At 44.0% G+C, this 23,001-nt stretch carries 18 protein-coding genes; 13 read left to right on the forward strand and 5 right to left on the reverse strand.

Going from position 1 to position 23,001, the window contains the following annotated elements:
* Positions 1-636: 636 nt before the first annotated feature.
* A complete protein-coding gene (locus ACM0OX_RS06525; protein ID WP_414514052.1) occupies positions 637-2,544 on the forward strand; it encodes an adenylate/guanylate cyclase domain-containing protein in 1,908 nt (635 codons plus the stop codon).
* Between the two features lie 89 nt (positions 2,545-2,633).
* On the opposite strand, the gene ACM0OX_RS06530 is transcribed toward ACM0OX_RS06525, so the two are convergent.
* On the reverse strand, positions 2,634-3,809 hold the full coding sequence (locus tag ACM0OX_RS06530; RefSeq protein ID WP_414514053.1) for a homospermidine biosynthesis protein: 1,176 nt from the start codon (positions 3,807-3,809) through the stop codon (positions 2,634-2,636).
* Between the two features lie 1,234 nt (positions 3,810-5,043).
* On the opposite strand from ACM0OX_RS06530, the gene ACM0OX_RS06535 reads away from it, so the two are divergent.
* The 5 genes from ACM0OX_RS06535 (at position 5,044) to ACM0OX_RS06555 (ending at position 12,729) form a co-directional block, all read left to right on the forward strand.
* The gene (locus ACM0OX_RS06535; RefSeq protein WP_414514055.1) at positions 5,044-7,278 is read left to right on the forward strand and encodes a family 2 encapsulin nanocompartment cargo protein terpene cyclase; all 2,235 of its coding nucleotides are present in this window, start codon (positions 5,044-5,046) and stop codon (positions 7,276-7,278) included.
* Between the two features lie 96 nt (positions 7,279-7,374).
* Positions 7,375-8,778 carry a family 2B encapsulin nanocompartment shell protein gene (locus ACM0OX_RS06540; RefSeq protein ID WP_414514057.1) on the forward strand — a complete coding sequence of 468 codons (1,404 nt, stop codon included), beginning with the start codon at positions 7,375-7,377 and terminating at the stop codon, positions 8,776-8,778.
* Between the two features lie 307 nt (positions 8,779-9,085).
* Positions 9,086-10,492 carry a family 2B encapsulin nanocompartment shell protein gene (locus ACM0OX_RS06545; RefSeq protein WP_414514059.1) on the forward strand — a complete coding sequence of 469 codons (1,407 nt, stop codon included), beginning with the start codon at positions 9,086-9,088 and terminating at the stop codon, positions 10,490-10,492.
* Positions 10,493-10,569: 77 nt separating this feature from the next.
* Positions 10,570-12,123, forward strand: a complete 1,554-nt coding sequence (locus ACM0OX_RS06550) for an NAD(P)H-hydrate dehydratase (protein WP_414514061.1) — start codon at positions 10,570-10,572, stop codon at positions 12,121-12,123.
* Positions 12,124-12,195: 72 nt separating this feature from the next.
* Positions 12,196-12,729: an REP-associated tyrosine transposase gene (locus ACM0OX_RS06555; RefSeq protein WP_414514063.1), complete on the forward strand. Its 534-nt coding sequence runs from the start codon at positions 12,196-12,198 to the stop codon at positions 12,727-12,729.
* Positions 12,730-12,789: 60 nt separating this feature from the next.
* Here ACM0OX_RS06555 and larC read toward each other — a convergent pair whose 3' ends face one another.
* Entirely contained in the window at positions 12,790-14,076 is a 1,287-nt protein-coding gene (gene larC / locus ACM0OX_RS06560) for a nickel pincer cofactor biosynthesis protein LarC (RefSeq protein WP_414514065.1), read from the reverse strand.
* Between the two features lie 133 nt (positions 14,077-14,209).
* Here larC and ACM0OX_RS06565 point away from each other — a divergent pair, with 133 nt between their 5' ends.
* From ACM0OX_RS06565 to ACM0OX_RS06575, 3 genes are all read left to right on the forward strand, one after another.
* Positions 14,210-14,869, forward strand: coding sequence for an L-threonylcarbamoyladenylate synthase (locus ACM0OX_RS06565; protein WP_322694998.1), 660 nt, complete (start codon positions 14,210-14,212; stop codon positions 14,867-14,869).
* Positions 14,870-15,274: 405 nt separating this feature from the next.
* Positions 15,275-16,495, forward strand: coding sequence for a HetZ-related protein (locus ACM0OX_RS06570; protein ID WP_414514067.1), 1,221 nt, complete (start codon positions 15,275-15,277; stop codon positions 16,493-16,495).
* A 387-nt stretch (positions 16,496-16,882) separates the two neighbouring features.
* Positions 16,883-17,359, forward strand: a complete 477-nt coding sequence (locus ACM0OX_RS06575; protein ID WP_335181444.1) for a PD-(D/E)XK nuclease superfamily protein — start codon at positions 16,883-16,885, stop codon at positions 17,357-17,359.
* Here ACM0OX_RS06575 and ACM0OX_RS06580 read toward each other — a convergent pair.
* Entirely contained in the window at positions 17,356-18,192 is an 837-nt protein-coding gene (locus tag ACM0OX_RS06580; protein ID WP_414514069.1) for a DNA adenine methylase, read from the reverse strand. The two genes, ACM0OX_RS06575 and ACM0OX_RS06580, sit on opposite strands and share 4 nt — an antisense overlap.
* A 165-nt stretch (positions 18,193-18,357) precedes the next feature.
* On the opposite strand from ACM0OX_RS06580, the gene ACM0OX_RS06585 reads away from it, so the two are divergent.
* The 3 genes from ACM0OX_RS06585 to ACM0OX_RS06595 all read left to right on the forward strand — a co-directional run bounded on the left by ACM0OX_RS06585 (position 18,358) and on the right by ACM0OX_RS06595 (position 20,181).
* A complete protein-coding gene (locus ACM0OX_RS06585) occupies positions 18,358-18,564 on the forward strand; it encodes a DUF751 family protein (protein WP_334841026.1) in 207 nt (68 codons plus the stop codon).
* Between the two features lie 121 nt (positions 18,565-18,685).
* Positions 18,686-19,105, forward strand: a complete 420-nt coding sequence (gene rbfA / locus ACM0OX_RS06590; RefSeq protein ID WP_414514072.1) for a 30S ribosome-binding factor RbfA — start codon at positions 18,686-18,688, stop codon at positions 19,103-19,105.
* A gap of 839 nt (positions 19,106-19,944) precedes the next feature.
* Positions 19,945-20,181, forward strand: coding sequence for a DUF4327 family protein (locus tag ACM0OX_RS06595; protein WP_094347157.1), 237 nt, complete (start codon positions 19,945-19,947; stop codon positions 20,179-20,181).
* Positions 20,182-20,705: 524 nt separating this feature from the next.
* Here the strand turns inward: ACM0OX_RS06595 and ACM0OX_RS06600 are convergent.
* Together ACM0OX_RS06600 and ACM0OX_RS06605 are read right to left on the reverse strand one after the other, a co-directional pair.
* Complete coding sequence (locus tag ACM0OX_RS06600) at positions 20,706-21,059, reverse strand: hypothetical protein (protein ID WP_289797408.1); 354 nt, start codon at positions 21,057-21,059, stop codon at positions 20,706-20,708.
* A 247-nt stretch (positions 21,060-21,306) separates the two neighbouring features.
* On the reverse strand, positions 21,307-22,053 hold the full coding sequence (locus ACM0OX_RS06605; RefSeq protein WP_334841023.1) for a 3-oxoacyl-ACP reductase family protein: 747 nt from the start codon (positions 22,051-22,053) through the stop codon (positions 21,307-21,309).
* A 165-nt stretch (positions 22,054-22,218) separates the two neighbouring features.
* On the opposite strand from ACM0OX_RS06605, the gene ACM0OX_RS06610 reads away from it, so the two are divergent.
* Positions 22,219-22,752 carry a TetR/AcrR family transcriptional regulator gene (locus ACM0OX_RS06610; RefSeq protein WP_414514093.1) on the forward strand — a complete coding sequence of 178 codons (534 nt, stop codon included), beginning with the start codon at positions 22,219-22,221 and terminating at the stop codon, positions 22,750-22,752.
* Positions 22,753-23,001 lie beyond the last annotated feature (249 nt).

The following is a 23,001-nucleotide window of genomic DNA, read 5'->3' on the forward strand; positions in this document are numbered from 1 at the left end:
CCTAGCTACAGACTCGCTACTCTCTTATAAAGTGATGGATTTCAAATTTCCCAGATGCTGGCGATGTCTACGACGGGCTACGCCTACGCGCTATCTTGAAAAATCAACTTTCAAGATAGCGAAACTAATGAAAGGTGTTTACGGCAATATTTGGTTAAAATACTTATCTAATTCGCCGTTTTGTAAAACACCACATAGGATTAAAATTAAACATGAAGCCAACTGTTAACTATAAACTACTCAAACACCAATATTATATTAAATTGTCAATCCCCCAAAAGAAGTATATTCAAAATATTAATCAAGCTTATTTAGTTTAAATTGGGTAAGCAAGTTTGTAGTAAGGACTAAATTGCTTATTACAAAACCTCTTGTACTAGCTTAGACATTGCACTAGTACAGCACAACAGAAATCTAGCTACTATCTCAATTAACTAGATAAGTTGCTCTGAACAACTTGTTAAAGGTAGGCAAATTTCCGCCATAGCGAACTAGTCGTTTTTGCTCAACTATACTCGATTGATATAAAAAACAGCACGCTTAATCAAGTACTATAAACTTAGTAAAAAAATGAGTAATAGTAAATTCTATAAAGTTTGGAAACACAGGCTTGTATATTAATCAAACATTAATTACATGGAACAAGTCATTACTTCAATGGCAGATGCTTTGTTAGTAACCAGTAATTCAGGAACAATAAAAAAAGTAAATCTTGCTGCTCAACAATTATTTGGTTTTGAAGAAAAAGAATTAATAAATCAACCAATCTCACTAATCATTGACGAGGATCAAATTGTAATTAAAGCTATTTATCAACATTCTTATTTAAAGCGTAATTCCCAGAATTTAGAAGTAGTTTGTCGAACTAAAACTAGAGAAAAACTGTTGATTGCTTTTTCTTGCTCAGTGATTCCCAAAAAAACAGAAGGACTAGAAGATATTGTCTACATTGGTCGGGATATTACTGCTTGGCAACGCCGGGAACAGCGTACAAGTATCCAGTATTCTATTACTCGCATATTATCAGAATCACAGAGCATAAAGCAGGGAATTCCCCAAATTTTGCAGTCTATTTGTCAAAACTTGGGATGGGATTTAGGCGAACTTTGGACACCAAGTCAATATATTGGCACTTCCGTACAAGGAGATAGTCTCAATGCAGTACTAAGGTGTGTAGAAATTTGGTCAAGTCGATTAGTTTCTGCGCGAGAGTTTAAGGCAATCACCTGGCAAACTACTTATACACCCGGTGTTGGCTTACCTGGTCGAATTTGGATCGGGCGTTTGCCTTTGTGGATTAAAGATATCACAGTAGATGGAGATAATAGGCGATCGCTACCTGCTGCGGAGGCTGGATTATATGCAGCTTTTGGCTTCCCCATTTTAGACGATAGTGAAATCTTAGGAGTGATGGTTTTCTTTAGCCGGGAGTTACTACCAAAAGATAAAGACCTATTGCAAATGATGGGTTCTATTGGTAGCCAAATTGCCCAATTTATCAAACGCAAACAAGCAGAAGATGCTCTTATAGAAAGTGAAGAAAGATATCGAGATTTATTTGAAAATGCTAATGACTTGATTCAATGTGTCAATCCATCTGGTTATTTTTTGTATGTCAATCGTGCATGGCGAGAAACTTTGGGATATAGCGAAGCTGAAATTGCGAATATGAATATTTTCGATATTATACATCCAGAGTTTAAACAAAGCTGTTTGCAAAGATTTTATCGCGTACTATCAGGAGAAAACCTTGGGCAAGTAACAGCTATATTTGTTACTAAAGACGATCAAACAATCTTTCTAGAAGGTAATATTAATTGTAAATTTGTTGAAGGTCATCCAGTTGCGATTCGCGGCATTTTTCGCAATGTAAGCCAGCGAATAGCAGCAGAAGAAGCACTTCGTTATCAGCAGAAAGAAACCGAACGTTTATTGCTGAATATTTTGCCAGTCGCAATTTCTAGAGAAGTCAAAGAACAACCAGCTAGCATTGCCGAAGACTTTGCTGATGTCACAGTTTTATTTGCAGATATCGTCGGCTTGACTGAAATTGCGACTTCTATGAGTGCAATTCAACTGCTGAACCTACTCAACCCAATTTTCTCAGTTTTCGATCGCCTCACCGAACGATATAGTTTAGAGAGAATCAGAACCATTAACGATGCTTATGTGGTAGTTGGTGGCTTACCTACACGCCGCCAAGATCGCGCTCAAGCGATCGCTCTGATGGCACTGGATATGCAAACTGCGATCGCTCTATTTAATATTGAGAATAACCAAAATTTCAGCATCCGTATCGGCATCCATAGCGGTTCGGTAGTAGGAGGAGTCATCGATCTGAAGAAGTTTAATTATGAACTCTATAAAGACACAGTAAACATCGCTCGCTCTATGGAATCCCAAGGTGTTGCTGGTAAAATCCAAGTTACAGAAAATACTTATAAGTGCTTGTGTGATGAATTTGTATTTGAAAAACGAGGCGAAATTGAAGTTAAAGGCAAAGGGAAGATGACAACTTATTTGTTGATTGAAAAGAAGGGATGAAAGGGGAGTGGGAATGGGGAGCGGTGCATATTAAAATTCCCTATTCCCTATTCCCTATTCCCTATTCCCTATTCCCTATTCCCTATTCCCTAGTGAGTATTCGGAATCAGCCGCCCACAGGGATAAGTTGCTGTTTGCTGTGAAGCACTGTCGGCAACTGCTGCCGGAACCCGATCCGATGGTTGGGTTTTGGCTGCTAGATAGTCTTTTTGCAGTTTATCCAAAATGGCTTCTCGCCTGTCGTAAATACGCTTCAAGGGACGAGACTGGCATTTGTTTAACACATACGCTGTTACCAGTGGTAGAGCGATGGTGCTATCGGTATAACAAACGATTGTGTTAGGTAACTCATCCGGGTCAATTTTACCCCAGCTGACAGCTTCCGATGGAGTCGCCCCAGATAAACCGCCTGTATCTGGACGTGCATCGGTAAATTGCACAAAGTAATCGTGTCCTCGTTCTTCTAACCCCAAAACCTCGTGAAGTTGCGGTTGGGTTTGTAGCAAAAAGTTTTTAGGACTACCACCACCAAGAATTACAGCCGCACTTTTACCTCCTGATTCACGGGCATTATATGCGATCGCTGCTGTCTCATTCACGTCAATTGATGGATCGATCACCAGCTGCGAACCTTCCAATGCTAAAGCCGCCACGTTCATCCCAATTGAGCTATCTCCTGGAGAAGACGTATAAATCGGTACCCCATATTCATAAGCTGTAGCGAGTAAGCAGGAATGCTGCACACCCAATTGCTTTTCTACTTCTCGGACATATTTACCTAGTAAATGGTGAAATTCAGCCGTTCCCATCCGCTTTTGAAACGCTTCTCCTTGAAGAATCTTGCGGATGAACGCATCAGTTTCTAGCAGCACATCATAACCAAAAATAATGTCATAAATGCGGATCGTGCCTTCTTGACGCAGTTTCACATCATCCAAAAACGGATTACCAGCAAAAAGTTCAAAACCCAAACCGTAGTGCATATCATGGTAAAGATTTGCACCAGTGCTAATCATCCAGTCAATAAAGCCGTTGCGAATTAAGGGTGCAAGCGCTGAAACCCCAAATCCTGCTGGCGTCATCGCACCGGAAAGGCTAACTCCCACCGTGACACCTTCCGTTAGGACATCACGACTCAGTAGTTGGCAGATTTCCCGCAACCGTGCTGAGTTGTAAGCGGTGAAGTATTGATCGATCAAATCCACCACATTGATATCATTTGATATAGGTGTGGGTGCAATTTTTTGACCCAGCTGTTTAGACATTTTGGCACTCCCGAACAGTAAACACGCCGAATCTAATAGTATCTAGCTTTCACCCAAAGTGACAGCCATACTTTTTTACTACTAGCTTGAAAAAGCAAGTGAGGAGTAGGAGAAGAAACCTTTTTCAGCCCTTTTAGGATTTTCCGATGATTAGCGCATCAAAGCCAGAAAGTATTTCGTGGGTATACACTTTGTAGTCAGCAGAACAAGTTGCTTTCAAATAAAAAAATATCCCATCATTTATTGTGAGGTAGGTGGGAAAAGCGGGCTTTCCGTCCCACCCCAATACAGTTAAATTAAGGTTTTTTGATGAAAATGCTAGATCAAAAAGACGTGATAAATCCCTGTCAAGACGAAAGATTGATTATTGTCTTGACGGCGATTCATCGCGTCGCGGTCTACCCTATAAGTCAATACGCTTGGGTTAAGAAAAATTGTAGGTTGGGTGAAGCAAAGCGCAACCCAATAAAGCTATAAAAATGTTGGGTTTCGTTCCTAATGCTAATACCCATTAAAAAAATAATATAAAGGTTTTAACGTCAGTTTTTTTCTTCTCTTTGTGAAACATAGAGAACTAAATTTCATGTTTACCCCTAATATATCGGGTGGATTAAGTACACTGTAGCTAAAGTATCAGGGAGGGTACGCAGGATATCTGTCGCAAACATTTTTGAGTTGCTATAAGGAATAAATGCTTATCCTGACGTGGTTTCAGGCAAATGCGTAATTTTTTGGCTTTGGAACAGTGATGCCTTAATGGATATTAGTTGCAAAAAATTAACAATTAGTATTTTTTCTTTAATAACGATCTTAAATCTTTTAACTATCTGCTTAACTGTCTTAACTGTCTCCTAATTCTTCAATTTTTGATTTAATTATCTGCTTAACTGTCTTAACTGTCTTAACTGTCTTCTAATTTTTCAATTTTTGATTTAACTATTTGCTTAACGGTTTCAATGTACGGATTGCTTTTTATTTACAACTATGAAAAATTATGAGAGCACCACGATCCAGTATTAAAAATTTATTTGCCAACAACTTCAAATAAAACGTACATAGCTCATTATTTAGATTATGAGCATCTTAATATTATCGCCTTGAAACGAGCCACCACAAGCAAACCAGATGTGGGGATCTAGCTGGGTAGTGATGATACTTGTGAACTGCAACAATGCTCAGATCGGCCACGAAACAAAGATAGCAAGAAGACCCCAGAGGAGGTTTAGCGCAGATCATGCAACCCTTTGAACTGCCAGAATTTTACACGCCTTGGCCCGCACGGCTGAACCCAAACCTGGAAGCGGCACGAGTCCATTCCAAAGCGTGGGCCTACGAGATGGGGATACTTGGCTCAGAAGAGGAAGCGCAAAGCTCGGTTATCTGGGATGAACATACATTTGATTCGCACGACTACGCCTTGCTTTGCTCTTATACCCATCCAGATGCGCCGGGAGCGGAGCTTGACTTAGTAACCGACTGGTATGTTTGGGTGTTCTTCTTCGACGATCACTTCCTGGAAATCTATAAGCGCACCCAAGACATGGTGGGGGCAAAGGAGTACCTTGACCGATTGCCAGCGTTTATGCCAGTGCATCCCACTGATACCCCTTCGGTTCCGACCAACCCAGTAGAGCGCGGCTTGGCTGACCTGTGGTCTCGTACTGCCTTTACTAAATCTGTGGACTGGCGACTTCGATTCTTCGAGAGTACCAAGAACCTCTTAGAAGAGTCTCTGTGGGAACTCGCCAATATCAACCAAGATCGAGTCGCCAACCCCATCGAATACATCGAAATGCGCCGCAAAGTTGGTGGCGCTCCGTGGTCAGCGGATCTCATCGAACACGCCGTGTTTATAGAGATTCCGGCCGAAATCGCCTCGACTCGGCCAATGCGTATCCTCAAAGACACATTTGCCGATGGAGTGCATCTTCGCAATGATTTATTCTCCTACCAGAGAGAAGTAGAGGATGAAGGCGAGAACGCTAACTGCGTGCTGGTCTTGGAGCGCTTTTTAAATGTCAGTACTCAGGAGGCGGCTAACCTTACCAACGAACTGTTAACTTCGCGGTTATACCAGTTTGATAACACTGCCGTCACCGAGTTGCCCCCCCTCTTTGAGGAGTACGGACTAGACCCAGTGGCTCGTGTGAACGTTCTCCTTTACATCAAAGGACTTCAGGACTGGCAATCAGGCGGTCACGAGTGGCACATGCGATCGAGCCGTTATATGAACAAGGGAGGAAACAATTCTTCGACATCCACGCCATTTCTGGGAGGCCCCACAGGGCTAGGCACATCGGCGGCGCGGATTGAATCGCTATACGCCGCCTTGGGTTTGGGAAGGTTCAAGAGCTTTACTCACGTTCCATACCAGGCTGTCGGGCCAGTAACACTGCCGAAGTTTTACATGCCCTTCACTACAAGCTTGAATCCCCATTTGAATGCTGCGCGGAAGCATTCCAAGGAATGGGCGCGCGAGATGGGGATGCTGGAATCACTACCTGGGATTCCTGATGCCGTCATCTGGGATGACCACAAGTTTGATGTTGCGGACGTAGCCCTATGCGGTGCGTTGATCCATCCGAATGGATCTGGCCCTGAGCTGAATCTGACAGCGTGCTGGCTTGTTTGGGGAACCTATGCCGACGATTACTTCCCAGCACTCTACGGGAATAACCGCAATATGGCTGGTGCGAAAGTGTTCAATGCCCGACTGTCGGCGTTTATGCCTCTGGATGACTCTACCCCCAGCGAGGTTCCGACTAATCCGGTGGAAGCCGGCTTGGCAGATATTTGGTCTCGTACAGCTGGCCCCATGTCCGCAAACGCACGGACTCAGTTCCGCCGCGCAATCCAGGATATGACTGACAGCTGGGTGTGGGAACTCGCCAACCAGATCCAAAATCGGATTCCCGACCCGATAGATTATATTGAAATGCGCCGTAAGACCTTTGGCTCTGATCTGACGATGAGTCTGTCCCGACTGGCTCAGGGGAGCGAGATCCCGCAGGAAATTTACCGCACCCGAACGATGCGATCGCTCGATAATTCCGCCGCCGACTTCGCCTGTTTTACCAACGATATCTTCTCCTATCAGAAAGAAATCGAATTCGAGGGCGAAATCCATAACTGCGTGCTGGTCGTTCAGAATTTCCTCAACTGCGATTTGCCGCAGGCCGTTGAGGTCGTCAACAACCTGATGACCGCTCGGGCGCTCCAGTTTCAACACATCGTCGCCACCGAACTGCCAGGTCTTTTCGATGATTTCGACCTGGATGCAAGTACCCGCGAGAAACTGCTCGGATACGTCAAGAAACTAGAGCAGTGGATGTGTGGCGTCCTCAAGTGGCATATAACGGTAGACCGCTATAAGGAATTTGAATTGCGTAATTCGTTAGCAGGGCGGCTACTTAGCGGGCCCAGAGGGCTGGGTACTTCAGCTAGGCGTATTGGATCGGTGAGGGTTTAAGGTCAGATTTTTTTTGTCGGCGAGTTAGTTCCAGGTCAGTATGCGATCGCGTGAGATCGGTTTTTTTAGTAACTAATTAAAGTGGAGGATTAAGTTGTGACGTATTCTAACGATCCCAATTTGGAAGATCAGCAGCCCCAGTTAACCTTGAGTACAGCAGCGGCGCGTAATTTGGCGACAACAGCCAAATCTGCACCGCAAACCCAGGAAATTACATCCCGGTGGTTGTTGAAGTTGTTGCCGTGGGTACAGACAAAAGGTGGTACTTATCGAGTCAACCGTCGGTTGAGTTATTCCGTGGGTGATGGACGGGTGACTTTCACCAACACCGGAGCAACGGTGCAGGTGATTCCTTTGGAACTGACTGAGTTGCCCTTGCTGCGAGGGTTTAACAACCTTGACGTGTTGACCGGGTTGGCAAACCAGTTTGTTCAGCAGGAGTATGCTCCAGATGATGTCATCGTTGAACTGGGCCAGCCTGCCGATCGCGTGATTCTAATTGCTCGTGGCAAGGTAAACAAAATTGGTGTTGGCAAGTATGGCGAGCAGATTGTCTTCGATGTGCTAGCTGACGGCGACCATTTCGGCGATGAAACTGTGGTGCAGTCCGAGGATACTTGGCAGTACACCCTGAAGGCGATTACCAGAACCATCGTTTTGTCGCTACCCCAAGCGGCTTTTGAAAGAGCGATCGCTCAGTCCGAAGCGTTGGGAACTCATGTTGAACAGTTCCGCACCCGCCTGAACCAGCCACAAACTGCCCAAGGTGAAGCTGCCATTGAGCTAGCAGCCGATCATCCCCAAGAGGCTGAGTTGCCGGGAACCTTCGCTGATTACGAACTCACACCCAGAGAATATGAGTTGAGCATTGCTCAAACGGTGTTACGAGTAAGTACGCGGGTAGCCGATCTGTACAACGAACCGTACAACCAGACAGAAGAACAACTGCGTCTGACTATCGAGGCATTGCGGGAACGTCAAGAACACGAGTTGCTCAACAACCGCGAATTCGGGTTGCTGCACAACGCCGACCTCAAACAGCGTATCTACAGCAGTAGTGGCGCACCCACCCCTGACGATCTCGACGAACTGTTAGCGACGGTATGGAAGGAGCCGGGATTCTTCCTGGCTCACCCCCGCACGATCGCTGCTTTTGGTCGTGAGGCTAACCGCCTGGGTCTGTATCCACAAAGCGTAGATGTAAACGGCGTTCAAGTTACATCTTGGCGCGGCGTACCTATCTTTCCTTCCAATAAGATCCCCATCACCAATAACCGCACCAGTTCTATCCTTTTGCTCCGCACTGGTGTAGAAAAACAAGGGGTAATCGGCTTACATCAAACTGGTATCCCTGATGAATACCAACCCAGTTTGTCTGTTCGATTCATGGGCATCAGCGAAAAGGCAATCATCTCCTACCTCGTGACTGCTTATTACTCCGCAGCCGTCCTCACTCCTGACGCACTTGGCATCCTTGAAGATGTTGAAATTGGGCGCTAAATATCAGGAGTGTTGAGTGAGTAAAAATTAGGGCTGACTTTTGATCCCCTACAAGAAAGTGGGCGGTCTTTTAACTCAGCACTGGCTCAACCTTAGCTATCCGCTAATGGAACTCAGCACTCAGCGCTGAATGCAATACGGTTTGATTAAGGCAAGAGACGCGATAAATCGCCGTCTCTACAAAAGATTGATCCTTGTAGAGACGGCGATTTATCGCGTCTTTGGATCTAGAATTTTCATCAAAAAACCTGAACCGAACCGTATTGGCACTGAATGGCACTTTTATTAGTAATTAGAGGATGGGGTGATGACGGATTTTATTGAATCAAATTTAAATGTTGAGGGTGGACAACCTCAACTGAGTTTGAGTAAAGATGCTGCGCGTACTTTGTCCACGACCACCAAATCTGCACCGCAGACACAGGAAATTACCTCGCGGTGGTTATTGAAGATGTTGCCGTGGGTGCAGACGAAGGGTGGCACTTATCGGCTGAACCGTCGGTTAACTTATACAGTAGGTGATGGGCGGTTGAGTTTCTCCAACACCGGAGCCGAGGTGCAGGTGATTCCCCAGGAACTTGGTGAGTTGCCCTTGCTGCGAGGGTTTGACGACATCGAGATGCTAAGGGCGTTGGCAAGTCGGTTTATTCAGCAGGAGTTCGCACCTGGGGATATCATAGTCCAGTCAGGTCAGCCAGCCAATCAGCTTTTCTTGATCGCACATGGCAAGGTAAACAAGATTGGTATTGGTAAGTATGACGAGCAGCCTCTATTGGATATGCTAGCTGACGGTGATTATTTTGGCGATCGCGTTTTGGTGGAGTCAGAAAGCAATTGGAAGTTCACAGTCAAGGCTGTGACCCGATGCACGGTATTGGCGCTACCACAACAGGCATTTCGGGAACTGCTCAACCAGTCCCAGGCGTTGCAGGCTCAACTTGAGCAATTTAGGACTCGTGCAGAACTTCCACAAAACAAGTATGGAGAAGCTGCGATCGCGTTGTCAACCAGTCATAGCACTGAGACGACATTACCGGGAACATTTGTTGACTACGAACTTTCACCCCGCGAATATCAGTTAAGCATTGCTCAGACTATGTTGCGAGTGAATACTCGCGTTGCGGATCTGTACAATCAACCATACAACCAGACGGAAGAACAATTGCGGCTGACGATTGAGGCATTGCGGGAACGTCAAGAATACGAGTTGATCAACAACCGCGAATTTGGATTGTTGCACAACGCCGATCTCAAACAGCGCATCTACACCCGCAGTGGCCCCCCCACTCCCGATGACCTTGATGAATTAGTCACCCGTCGGCGGAAGTCGAGGTTCTTCTTGGCTCATCCCCGCACTATTGCAGCCTTTGGTCGCCAGTGCAACCGTCGAGGCATCTATCCAGACACCATCGACATGGATGGGAGCAAAATAATCACGTGGCGCAATGTACCGATTTTTCCCTGTAACAAGATTCCGATTACTAAGAACCAGACCAGTTCTATCCTTGTACTCCGCACTGGTGAGAAAGATCAGGGCGTGATTGGCTTACATCAAACTGGTATCCCGGACGAATATCAACCCAGTTTGTCCGTCCGATTCATGGGCATCAGCGAAAAGGCCATTATCTCCTACCTCGTCACCGCTTACTACTCCGCAGCTGTCCTCGTCCCTGACGCACTCGGCATCCTTGAAGACGTGGAAATCGGTTTGTAACTTTTTTGAGTGGAATATGAGTCAATTTTGCTAAACTTTCAGTTACCCTGAAACTCATAACTCACCACTCAGGACTGATGCAAGATAGGCAAGAACAAATTTCGCAAGTGGTAGTGACTGCTGGGCAGATGCGCGATATTGAAAAGCGGATCTTTGCAGTGGGAATGCCTGTAGTTGCTTTGATGGAAAAGGTGGCGGGATTAATTGCTCGTCGCATTCCAGAGATTTTTTCAAACACCCCTTTGTTAAGGGGGTCTCGTGTGGGAATTCTTGTCGGCCCCGGTCATAATGGTGGCGACGCTTTAGTCGTAGCCCGTGAATTATACTTTCGCGGGTATGAGGTTTGGATTTATTCTCCTTTTTCTAAGCTTAAAGAATTAACTTCGCTGCACTTGCAATATGCCCAGAGTTTGGGCATTCCAATTTATCAAACAATTGAGCAACTGCCAAATTCTGATTTGTTGATTGATGGCTTGTTTGGATTTGGTTTAGAAAGAAACCCGATCGATCCCATTGCCTCTGCAATTAATCAGCTAAATGAATTATCTATACCGATTTATAGTATCGATTTACCTTCAGGTTTACACACCGACACAGGCGAAGTATTAGGAACTGCCATTCGCGCCACTCACACATTTTGCTTAGGTTTATGGAAACTCGCTTTCTTCCAAGATCGAGCGTTGGAATATCTTGGTAAAGCTGAGTTAATCGATTTTGATATTCCTTTAGCTGATGTGGAAGCTGTTCTCAAAGATACACCTAAAATTAAACTTATTACACGAGCAAAAGCACTTGCTACTTTACCTTTACCCCGTCCAGCAGTTACTCACAAATATAAGGAAGGACATTTACTGCTGATTTGCGGTTCGCGGCGCTATGCAGGTGGGGCAATTTTAACTGGTTTGGGTGCTAGGGCTAGTGGTGTCGGGATGCTTTCGATTGCCGTACCCGAATCCTTGAAATCTCTTTTGGTGTCACACTTACCAGAAGCGCTAATTGTCGGTTGCCCAGAGACGGAAAGTGGAGCCATCGCCCACCTACAACTACCAGAAAACACCGATCTAAGTTCCTTTAATGCGATCGCTTGTGGCCCCGGTTTAACACGAGATGCTACGCCTATTGTGCAAGAAGCGATCGACAGCAATCGCCCTTTGCTTCTCGATGCCGATGGTTTAAATATCTTGGCACAAATGGGAGCGATCGCCACATTAAAAAAACGCCAAGCAGTAACCGTACTCACACCCCACACTGGCGAATTTGAACGATTGTTTCCTGATGTCGCCGATGCCAAACATGACAAAGTGAAAGCAGTACAAGAAGCTGCCGCCCAAAGTGAGGCGATAGTGTTGTTGAAAGGGGCAAGAACTGCGATCGCAAACCCTCAATGTGCTGTTTGGATTGTTCCTGAAAGCACACCCGCCTTGGCGCGTGGTGGTAGTGGCGACGTGTTAACTGGGCTACTGGGTGGATTGTTAGCGCAAGCAGCAACTAAACAGATTCCCGTAGAAGATATTGTGGCAACTGCTGCATGGTGGCATTCGCAAGCAGGTATATTAGCAGCCCAAGAGCGTACCGAATTAGGTGTAGATGCGTTTACATTGACACAATATTTGATGAAAGCTCTAACTTAGTCAAATTCCTCGTTCCCAGTCTCCGACTGGGAATGCCATCTTAGAGGCTCCGCCTCTAATTCAAATAACATCATGGGACGCAGCCGCTACCACGTACTAGGAACCCAGCCGCACTTCCTCACCTGCACAGTTATAAATTGGATACCACTATTCGGCAAAATTGAATTTACACAAATTATTTTAGATTCCCTCAATTTTCTGCAACGTCAGCAGCGCTTAACCTTGTATGGTTACGTGATTATGGAAAATCATCTCCATCTAATTGCCTCTGCCGCCAGTTTATCTAAAGAAATAGGAAATTTTAAATCGTTCACGGCTCGCTGTATTATTGACTTACTTGAGAAAAATAATTCTAACTACATACTCAACCAGCTTGATCTTTATAAATTAAAACATAAGACAAAACAACAATATCAGCTTTGGCAAGAAGGTTTTCATCCGCACTTGATTCTAGATGAGGAGATGTTTAGACAAAAGTTAGATTATATTCACAACAATCCAGTTAGGCGTGGTTATGTGGATGATCCCGCGCATTGGAGGTATTCTAGTTGCCGCAGTTACATGGGGCAAATAGGTTTATTACAGATAGAGTTGATTGATGTGTGAGGGAAGGCGGAGCCTTTTGGATGGCATTCCCAGTCTCCGACTGGGAACGAGGAATTGGGATCAGGGATTGACTAAATACCAACGCTGTAGCGCCAACCGCTGAATTTCGCGCCAGGGAATATTATGTTTTCGGGCTAAGTCTGCACAATCTTCATATTCTGGCTGCACATTTGCAATAACTTTTTCTGTTGATTGTCCTTTCCATGCTACCTTGACGCGCACTTTGCCATATTCCGTTTCCACTTGTTGAATTTCCCGTTGTAAAATGGCGCGTTGCTGAGTTGTGCGCCGAATGCCTAAAGTTGTAGTTTCGCGGAAGATAACGGCTTCACAACTGAGTAAATTTTCTGGATGACAAATCACAGTCAGCAAAATCCCCGGACGCGACTTTTTCATACCGATCGCTTGGGTAAAAACATCCAGCGCACCTGCCGCAAACAACGCCTCAAACGTATAGCCAATAGCTTGTGGATTCAAATCATCAATTTGGGTTTCTAATACCGAGATGGTTTCCAAATTTGAGCTAGTTTCTTCAGAATCACTGAAATTTGACTGCAAACTTGCGCTTTCACCCAACCAGAGGCGTAAAATATTGGGAATGGGTAAATTTATGGTTCCTGCTCCCAATCCTATCTGCTTGATGGCGATCGCAGGTGGTGAACCAAAATCTCTTGCCAAAGTAGTGGCGATCGCGGCTCCTGTTGGTGTTACTAATTCTTTGTCAATGCCATTGCTATAAACTGGACAACCCCGCATTTCCCACAACTTTAATACCGCTGGGACTGGTACTGCCATCTGACCATGTGCAGCCCGAACAGTGCCGCCACCAGTCGGAAACGCCGAGCAGTAAAGTAGGGGCAATCCTTCCTGGTTGCTCTCAATCCCCAACCAATCCAACCCCAGGCAAGTACCCACAATATCTACGATCGCATCTATAGCACCCACCTCATGAAAATGAACTTTTTCAGGTGCAATACCATGCACCGCTCCTTCTGCCACCGCTAGCTGTCGGAATACCGCCAAACTCCAAGCTTCTGCCCGTGATGGCAAACCCGCTTTGAGAATCATCTGCTCTATTTCTGGCAAGTGGCGTGTGTGATGGTGACTGTGTTCGCCATCGTGGTGATGGTGGTGATGGCGATCGTGTACTAAATCCACATGGACTTTAGTTGCCTGTTGACCATTCCGTTGGACAAATTCTGCCCTTAACTGATATTCCTGTTCAATACCCAACCCATTAAGTTTTTCAATTAAATACTCCACAGGAACACCCAAACTTACCAAAGCACCCAGGCACATATCACCAGAAATTCCTGTCGGACATTGAAGATAAGCGATTTTATTCATAATAAATTTGTCATTAGTTATTAGTCATTTGTCATTTGTCATTAGTCATTAGTCATTAGTCATGGGGCATTGAGAATTGATCAATAATTAATAGTTCTTCTTCCCCTGCTCCCCAATCCCCACTCACCGAGTTATGGCAAAAATTTTCCCAGTTCATCCGGATAATCCTCAAATTCGCCGAATAGAGGAAATAAAGTCGGCACTCTCTAGTGGCGCAGTCATGCTTTACCCTACTGATACAGTCTATGCCATCGGTTGTGATTTGAATGCTAAGTCGGCGGTAGAACGAGTGCGGCAAATTAAACAGCTAGCAAACGATAAACCATTGACATTTTTATGTCCCTCACTTTCAAATGTGGCAACTTATGCCTTCGTAAGTGACACAGCCTATCGGATTATGAAACGACTGATTCCAGGGCCATACACGTTTTTGCTCCCAGCTACGAAGTTAGTACCGCGATTGGTGCAAAGCCCCAAGCGGAAAACAACTGGAATTAGAGTACCAAACCATACTGTATGTTTGGAGTTGCTGGCAGCATTAGGTAATCCGATTATTTCAACTTCAGCACATCTGCCACCAGATGAAGCAGATAATGGCATGATTCGGATAGATCCTGAAACGATTCAGTCGCGGGTAGAGCTATTCGATCGTTTGGACAAGTTGGTAGACATAATTGTAGATACTGGCGAGGAACCTACATTTGAAGTATCCACCATCTTGGATATGACCGGAGACGAAGCAGCAATTATACGGAGGGGTTTAGGTTGGGAAACAGCAGCAGCATGGGTATAAAAATCCCACTTCACAGGCGCACCTCTCCGTTTCGGAAATTGCGATAAAAACAACTCCAGTTTTAAAATTGTCATATTTAAAAGCGATGTCTAGGATGAGCTGTTCGGTGAAACAGTGGATATAAGAGGATGGTGGCAAAACTTGGCACAGTAAGGTATTTGACAACTTTAAGAAAATGGCGGGTACTCGTGTGCCAGCGTTGAGATGGTGGCTTGTGAAGAAAACCGACACATTGCCATAACTGTAACTCTTTCGTATTTCCTATAGTTTTGATATATGAGCTTTAGATGTGAGCATTATATACGGCAAGTCTTGATGGATGAATGCCTAAAGATTCACAAACCTTGGACAGCCTTGATTGCTGTGTCTGCGTTGTAATTACGGTGCAATACTACTGGAAAAGTTATGAAAGCTAACGTCGTCAATCTACCAAACTCTACACCAATTTTTGAGAACCACGTTTCGACAGAAGAATTTTCAAATAGCAGCAGCGATCGCTTGATTCAATTGCTGTCTGAGGAAATGCAAGCGCAAGTGAAAGCAGCACCCAAGTGTGTAGAAGCTTTAGCAAAGCGCATAGCCGTAGAAGTAGAACGCATTTGCGATAAAAGCTCCCGCATTCAAACATCTGGGGAAATCAAATCCTGGCAGATGACTTTGGGAAGGCATCGGATGCAAAAATGCTTACGTTACTACCAACTAGGTTCCAAACAAGGGCGGGTGGAATTACATAGCAATTTGGGTGCTATGGTTTACCGCCATGTAACTATGTCTGGTTCGGAGTTGGGCTTTGATGCTCGTTACAGCCTGATTGAAGATTTTTTACAAGCATTTTATATCGAAGCGATTAAAGCTTTCCGTAGAGAAAACGAATTACCAGAGAATCACACGCCGCGTACTCAGCTGCAATTAGCTGAATACATGGCTTTTACAGAGCAGTATGCCAAACGCCGGATCAATTTACCTGGTGGTGCAAATCAGCAATTGATTATCTTGCGGGCCCAAGGTTTTGCTCGTCGTCAGCCCCAAGAAACGACCGTGGATATTGAAATGGCGGTAGAGTCTGCTAAGGGTGAAGAAGCAGAATCTTACCAGCGTAACTCGGCGGTGCAACAGCTGCGATCGCAAATGATTGCCCAAACTAATTTCGATCCATCTGAAGAATCAGAACGCGATCGCGTCATCACTGAATTGATGAAATACCTGGAGTCTCAAGGTCAATCTGATTGTATGAACTACCTCAGCTTGAAACTTCAAGACCTTTCAGCCCCAGAAATTGACCAAATTCTCGGTTTAACTAGCCGTCAGCGCGACTATCTCCAACAGCGCTTTAAATACCACGTCGAAAAGTTTGCCAAGCAACACCATTGGCAATTAGTACATCAATGGTTAGGTGCAGGTTTAGAGCAAAAATTGGGTTTATCTTCCCAGCAGTGGGAAATCTTTGTAAATCAACTCACAGAACAGCAACAGCAAATATTACAGTTAAAAACTGCACGGGAAAACGACGTTGCGATCGCCAAGACCATCAAATGCACCCCCAAACAGCTGCAAAAGCGCTGGACTCAACTTTTAGAAATAGCATGGTCTATCCGCAACGGTCATACTGAAGCTCAGACAGGTTGAAGCTAAGGTCAAATGACATTATCAAACCTTATCATCGGCACGAAAAGCGCGAATTACCTTATACTAAGTGCAACATTTCATAAATTCGTAGCGAATTCTCTGCGTGCCTCTGCGCTTCCCTCCGCGCCCTTTGCGTTTAAATTTCCCCTCTCAATTCCCCACCCCCTTATGCAAATAACTATTATCTAAATTACTAACTCGCCCTTACTCAAAATTATTAATACATTTGTATTTGTTTAGTACAAAAATACCAACAAGTTCGGATTTTTTATCCATTAATCAAACCTTATTTAGTCAAAATCAAAAATTCATATTAAGCAACTGAACCTTTTTTACTGCTTCTGTGAAATCCTATAATAAGTGGGACTTTTGGCAGAGGGATTGAAGATGGCTCTGACTCAAGGCGGACGGGCAAATAAGTCTGGGAATATTTTAGAAGCAAATGTAGAAGCAATCTTGTATGGGCATCATTATTTCCAAGTAGGGAACTATGTGCAAAAAGAATTTATACTAAATGCTACTTTATTGCCAAAACGTTATGGCAAAGAAGTTTATATTGGAACTGGAATTTATCAGACCTATCTGAAGGTTGATTTTTATGTTGTCGGCTCATCTGCGATGCCATCTGGTTTAATTTTTGAGTGCAAATGGCAAGAAAGCCCTGGCTCAGTTGATGAAAAGTTTCCTTACTTGAACATGAATATTCAGCACTATTATCCAGCACCAACTATCGTAATTTTAGGCGGTGAAGGTATGCGAGAAGGCGCAAGCAAATGGCTGAAAGCAAGAGTTAATGATAACCATAATTTATTAGCAGTTTATAGCTTAGATAGATTCATTGCTTGGGCAAATAAAAATCTTTAAAACAAAGATGTAATTAATAGTTCGTTAATAACGCCTCTATTTTTTATGTTTGAGTTAATTGAACGCGCTGCTTTAATTTCGTAGGTTCCAAAATTGATATCAGTATAAATTTGTCTAATAAATTCACTATCAGAATTGCATACCATAACTTTGACACCACGACTTGCTAACTCTGCACAAGTATCTCTTAAAAGTTCTTGGTCTTTTTGACTAAAACAATTTTGACTATAAGCAGTGAAATAGCTAGTATCACTGATAGGATGGTAGGGCGGATCAAAAAATACAAAGTCATCACTGCTAGTCGCATGATTTAGGACTTCTGTAAAATCTGCTTGTTTAATTTCTGCATAGGAAAGTGCTTCGGAGGCTACTCTCAGCAAATTTTCATGACAAATATTGGGATTGTCATATCTGCCTAATGGCACATTGAATTTTCCCTGTGAGTTGACTCGATAAAGACCATTAAAACAAGTCTTATTAAGATAAATTAGACGAGCCGCTTTTTCTATATCAGTACCACTATAATCGTTTCTGACACTATAGTAATAATCTTTATCATGTCGGCTTTTATGCTCTTTTAATAGAGAAATTAAATCCTCAACCCGATCTCTAACACAACAATAAGTGTTAATTAATTCGGCATTAATATCAGTTAAAATGGCTGCACTTGGTTGGAGATAGAAAAAAACAGCACCACCACCTAAAAATGGCTCATAGTAATTTTTATAACTCTTGGGAAAATAAGGAATATATTGCTGTATTAACCGACTTTTACCCCCCGCCCACTTCAAAAATGGACGCGGGCTAGTTTCCTTCGAGACTTGAATTACCATTTACTTACAATTTAACTGAAAATAATTATGACTAAATAAAGCCAATATAACCGACTAGCCAAATTTTAGATTAACTGACTAATTTTCCAGCCGCATATATTACAATTGAGTAGATAAAGCATATCAAAACAAACGTAAGTATATAACAAGGCAGTTTACATTCAGATGTTTGACGGATTTTGGGATAACGTCTTTCGCTACCCCCGATACTTAATTACGATCGTCTTAGGCTTGTTTCTGAACACCTTTGCGCCATTAATGCCATTGTTGAAACGCCCTATCACCTCGATCGCTATCTTGGGGTTATTTGTGAGCAGCTTAGTCTTTCTTACTTTCACCCTACGGGCAATGCTGGGCTTGAGTCCAATCTAGACTAGCGTTATATCGGGGCTATGCCCCACAGACGGTTACTTTTGGCGTTGCTCCCGCTAAGTACCCCGTCTACCCTGCATCTATTTTTGTCGTACAACCTCTGTGATGAGGCGAAATTTTTATGGCTACAAATCGTCGGGTTTCCCGCGTTGCTGAACTGATCAAACGGGAAGTTAGCCAAATGCTGCTTAACGGAATTAAGGATGACCGTGTGGGTACTGGAATGGTCAGTGTGACTGATGTTGATGTTTCCGGCGATCTGCAACACGCCAAAATCTACGTCAGCATCTATGGAACAGATGAAGCTAAGGTAGAAACAATGGCAGGCTTAAAGTCGGCCACAGGTTACGTCCGCAGCGAACTGGGGGCGCGGGTACGGCTACGTCGTACACCAGAGGTAATATTTCTCGAAGATCGGTCTATAGAACGCGGTAATAAAGTATTAGCACTACTAAACCAACTTAACCACGATCGCCCGCCAGAAAATCTAGTAGCAGCAGAAGACAGCACTGTTCAAAATGATGAAGAATTCTCCGAATAAGTAACTAAAACAACAATGTAACTTCAGAACAATTAATCTCAGCAAATCCGCCAAACAGTTTACAGACGTGACTAGATCGCGTCTGTTTTAATGTGAACATAACCCAATTCAGCAAGACACTTATTTTCTTCTAGGCAAAACAAGGTTTAAACATTCTTTCTTGCTAGAACTCCATTCCTTTATGGGTGGAATATTCACTAATTCTGAAATTCTGACTCCTGTTTATGTGTGTCCTGATTACGAATTAGAGTATTACTCGACCCTTTTACAGATGTTTTGCAAAAGAAAATTTGATGGTGTTAGTGCTGAAATTAACTAAGAAATTACAGGCTTACTTAAGAAATTGTTAACAGATGCTATGGTTTAAGCCTTCGTAGTATACTTTGTCCGTTATGTTTTGCAACAGTTTATACCCCGGTAACTGACAAATATTATTGTGTTGTTTACCTTAGATGAATACCCGCAGTTATAGATCCAGCTTTTAAGGTGATTATTTGATATGTAAGCGATCGCGATATAAACCCTTCCCACCCACTAAATCTTGCCTAAATACAGTAATGGCAAGACTTTCAGACTTGTGGCATCAAAGTCATACAGCTACATAAGCAGGTTAAGTTAACTACTTGGAATTTTTTTTGTAAAGCGGATTATCGAGAAATGTCAGGATTCGTTGACTTTCTTAACATTTCTTGAGATAATTTCAGGAGATGTAGCGTCAAAATAAAAATAGTTCCGTATAGCAAACTACAAAATCCTAGCCACAAGTCTAATTTCTGTAATGTTTGTTCCTAATTATTAACGGGAACACTATCGTAAGTGTTAATTTGTGAGTAAAAAACATGAGTGTGAATACGGTGCCTTCTATCAATTACTACTCTCTAGATGTGATTCAAGACGAAGCACGCCGACTGGTGCAAAAGGGAATGGTTAGCCGACAACAGCCAATATATAGCCTCTGCCAATACATTCCAGCGAGAGAGTGGGTTTGCGTTGAATGTGAATTAGAGAAATGTGACTTTTTGTTACGCGATCGCATTGGCGACCTAATTGGTCGCGAACAGTGGGACAACGACTAATCAATGTTTAATTTCCGGTTTGGGATTGGGAGTTTGTTTTTGATGTGTGGATGTCACCATCAAAGATTCAACGCTCAATCTGAGGGATAATCTCTAGTTTTGAATGAGCATTGCCCTATACAGAATCTTGCGTTTTTGATTAATACAGAAGCATTTGAGTCTGAACTTATACAACTTTTCAAGTTAAAGAAGGCATCAAAACCATTTGTTCTGTACATCTGGTGTCACGGCTTGAGTTTAGTATATAGATTCTGCGAAGTTCCTACATCGATCCAATAGAAGTGTAGGAACTTCACATTTGACCCGCAATTTATTGCATCCCTTACTTGAGGGAAGTGATTGTCTGCTTGCTGTTAAAAGCTAAAATCAGCCTTGAAAAGTTTGCTAAGTCGGGCTAACCGTCACCAGTTGCGACAATACAGGGAACCTCCGCAAGCAACTGGCTCAACTTTCGCAAAATCCAAAATTTTTATACTATTTTTTCTGAAAAAATCTTGCAAAGCCCAGAAAAATCGGATGAACTATTATCCTACTTGCTCTAAATATTGATTAATGTCTTCAATGATGCGAGTAAGTTCAGCTTCAGTAGTCAAGCGAATGTTGACATTGCGGACAGTCAGCAAAACTTTGGCTGCGAAAGGCGTTGGCCAGATATTAGGATTACAAAAAACTTCTAAAAATACTTCACCCGTATAACGATATTCCAAGGGAGGCTGGGGAGTGACTCTACCACCGCCAGGAGTGGGTTTAGCGGCGATCGCTTTTAGGCGTTCCATCAGTTGATCTGTCGCTGCCTTTAATTCTCGTGCTGCTTGGGGTGAAAAACTGAAGGAAACTGAACCTTCAATTAAGTTCAATGTTAGAGGAATTGAAGACATATTTTTTTTATTAAAACTTCTTGATAAGTACTTATATTACCGGAAGAAGGGGTCTGAATCCCACTCTGATAGTTCCCAGTACAGCTTGGCGTAATTCGTTAGTCTGTCAAGACAAGTATTTTTCCTGGGTAAATAAGTTTGTAGTAAGGACTTTAGTCCTTGTGTTAAGCACTAAAGTGCTTACTACGTAGCAAGTTCTCATCAATTTGCAATTACAGTATTACCTGGTCGTTCTGTTACCGCCGAATCAGGCTGCGAAGCCGCCATCAATTTTCAGACTTGCACCAGTGACGAAGCCAGCTTCCGCACTGGCAAGATAGGAAACCATATCGGCGACTTCTTCACTCCGACCATAGCGCTGGAGGGCAATCATACTTCTCATCGTGTCGGCAAAGGAACCCTCCGCTGGGTTCATGTCAGTATTCACAGGGCCGGGTTGGATATTATTTACTGTGATGCCACGAGGGCCGAGATCGCGGGCCAGACCGCGCGTAAAACTAGCGATCGCACCCTTGGTCAAAGCGTAAACGGAACCACCCGCAAATGGCATGATATCACTGTTGACGCTGCCAATCATAATGATCCGTCCGCCCTCACCGATATGGCGGACAGCCTCTTGAGTTGCCACAAACACGCCCTTAATGTTAACCGCGATGATTCGGTCAAAATCATCTAATGAGAACTCGTCGATAGTGGCCAAGGTGGCGATCCCCGCATTGTTCACGAGGATATCGAGACGGCCAAAAGCTTTTACAGTCTCGGTGACAGCATTTTTCACCGCTTCAGCATTGGCACTGTCGGCGCGGATAGCCAAAGCTTGCCCACCTGCTGTTTCGATCGCAAGCACCACCTCATCGGCTTTTTGCGGCGAACTAGTGTAGGTGAGGGCAACAGTTGCGCCATCCTGTGCAAGACGTTTAGCGATCGCTGCCCCCAAACCGCGTGAGCCACCTGTTACCAATGCCACCTTACCTGTAAGTTTTTTGTTGCTCATAGTATTCTTTTGTCGTTAAAGTTTTGTATCGTCTGGTATAGATATAAAGCATGGGGGTAAGCCTGTCAAGAAATTATTATACTGATGAGTATGAAACAGGAAAAAACCACTGCGGCCATAGGCCGACCCCGCGAGTTCGATACCGATGACGCGCTCAATCGTGCAATGTATGTGTTCTGGCGCAAGGGCTATCTAGGCACATCCCTCTCGGATCTGACTGAGGCTATGGGCATTAATCGTCCTAGCCTTTACGCAGCCTTTGGGAACAAAGAATCTCTCTTCCGGAAAGTGCTGGAGCGTTATGCCGACGGGCCATCAGCCTATCTTCGTGAAGCTCTCAAAGAGCCAACTGCGCGCCAGGTCGCCGAAAGGATGATGTACGGGGTCGTTGACTTGGGAACCGATCCGCACAATCCACCGGGATGTCTCTGGGTTCATGGCATGCTTTCATGCGGAGATCCAGGCGATCCGATCCGGCAGGAATTGTCCGCACGCCGAAAATCGAGTGAAGCTTCTCTGCATAAGCGTTTCGAGCAAGCGATTTCGGAAGGGGACTTGCCAGCCGATTCAGATCCAGCTGCTCTCGCTAGCTTTGTTGTGACGGTCAATTGTGGAATATCAGTTCTGGCGGCAACCGGAGCTACCCGAACAGAACTCCTGCGGGTTGTGGAGACAGCGTTGCAAGCATGGCCTGAGTAGGATAAGACCTATTTGGTATCACATAGACATCTGAGGTGGAAACTGTCAGATTTCGCTCCTCAAATTTTGACAATTTTCAGAACAAACCATGAGCTTACTTATCCTTATCAGGCAGTAAATAACACTCATTAAGCCGATCGGTTATTTAGAGTAAATACAGACCACTGATGGTCGTCATAATATCTTTGAATACAATTCGATACGATCTGAGTTGATGTATTAATAACAAATTTAATTAAAATATTACTG

It is taken from the genome of Nostoc sp. PCC 9305 (genome assembly GCF_963920915.1).
Classification (GTDB): domain Bacteria; phylum Cyanobacteriota; class Cyanobacteriia; order Cyanobacteriales; family Nostocaceae; genus Nostoc.

What these genes read in the sequence shown, in the direction of transcription:
- ACM0OX_RS06525 (WP_414514052.1), top strand. Translation starts at nt 637, where the DNA reads ATGGAACAAGTCATTACTTCAATGGCAGATGCTTTGTTAGTAACCAGT.
- ACM0OX_RS06530 (WP_414514053.1), bottom strand. Translation starts at nt 3,809, where the DNA reads ATGTCTAAACAGCTGGGTCAAAAAATTGCACCCACACCTATATCAAAT.
- ACM0OX_RS06535 (WP_414514055.1), top strand. Translation starts at nt 5,044, where the DNA reads ATGCAACCCTTTGAACTGCCAGAATTTTACACGCCTTGGCCCGCACGG.
- ACM0OX_RS06545 (WP_414514059.1), top strand. Translation starts at nt 9,086, where the DNA reads ATGACGGATTTTATTGAATCAAATTTAAATGTTGAGGGTGGACAACCT.
- ACM0OX_RS06550 (WP_414514061.1), top strand. Translation starts at nt 10,570, where the DNA reads ATGCAAGATAGGCAAGAACAAATTTCGCAAGTGGTAGTGACTGCTGGG.
- ACM0OX_RS06555 (WP_414514063.1), top strand. Translation starts at nt 12,196, where the DNA reads ATGGGACGCAGCCGCTACCACGTACTAGGAACCCAGCCGCACTTCCTC.
- larC (WP_414514065.1), bottom strand. Translation starts at nt 14,076, where the DNA reads ATGAATAAAATCGCTTATCTTCAATGTCCGACAGGAATTTCTGGTGAT.
- ACM0OX_RS06565 (WP_322694998.1), top strand. Translation starts at nt 14,210, where the DNA reads ATGGCAAAAATTTTCCCAGTTCATCCGGATAATCCTCAAATTCGCCGA.
- ACM0OX_RS06570 (WP_414514067.1), top strand. Translation starts at nt 15,275, where the DNA reads ATGAAAGCTAACGTCGTCAATCTACCAAACTCTACACCAATTTTTGAG.
- ACM0OX_RS06575 (WP_335181444.1), top strand. Translation starts at nt 16,883, where the DNA reads ATGGCTCTGACTCAAGGCGGACGGGCAAATAAGTCTGGGAATATTTTA.
- ACM0OX_RS06580 (WP_414514069.1), bottom strand. Translation starts at nt 18,192, where the DNA reads ATGGTAATTCAAGTCTCGAAGGAAACTAGCCCGCGTCCATTTTTGAAG.
- ACM0OX_RS06585 (WP_334841026.1), top strand. Translation starts at nt 18,358, where the DNA reads ATGTTTGACGGATTTTGGGATAACGTCTTTCGCTACCCCCGATACTTA.
- rbfA (WP_414514072.1), top strand. Translation starts at nt 18,686, where the DNA reads ATGGCTACAAATCGTCGGGTTTCCCGCGTTGCTGAACTGATCAAACGG.
- ACM0OX_RS06595 (WP_094347157.1), top strand. Translation starts at nt 19,945, where the DNA reads ATGAGTGTGAATACGGTGCCTTCTATCAATTACTACTCTCTAGATGTG.
- ACM0OX_RS06600 (WP_289797408.1), bottom strand. Translation starts at nt 21,059, where the DNA reads ATGTCTTCAATTCCTCTAACATTGAACTTAATTGAAGGTTCAGTTTCC.
- ACM0OX_RS06605 (WP_334841023.1), bottom strand. Translation starts at nt 22,053, where the DNA reads ATGAGCAACAAAAAACTTACAGGTAAGGTGGCATTGGTAACAGGTGGC.
- ACM0OX_RS06610 (WP_414514093.1), top strand. Translation starts at nt 22,219, where the DNA reads ATGTATGTGTTCTGGCGCAAGGGCTATCTAGGCACATCCCTCTCGGAT.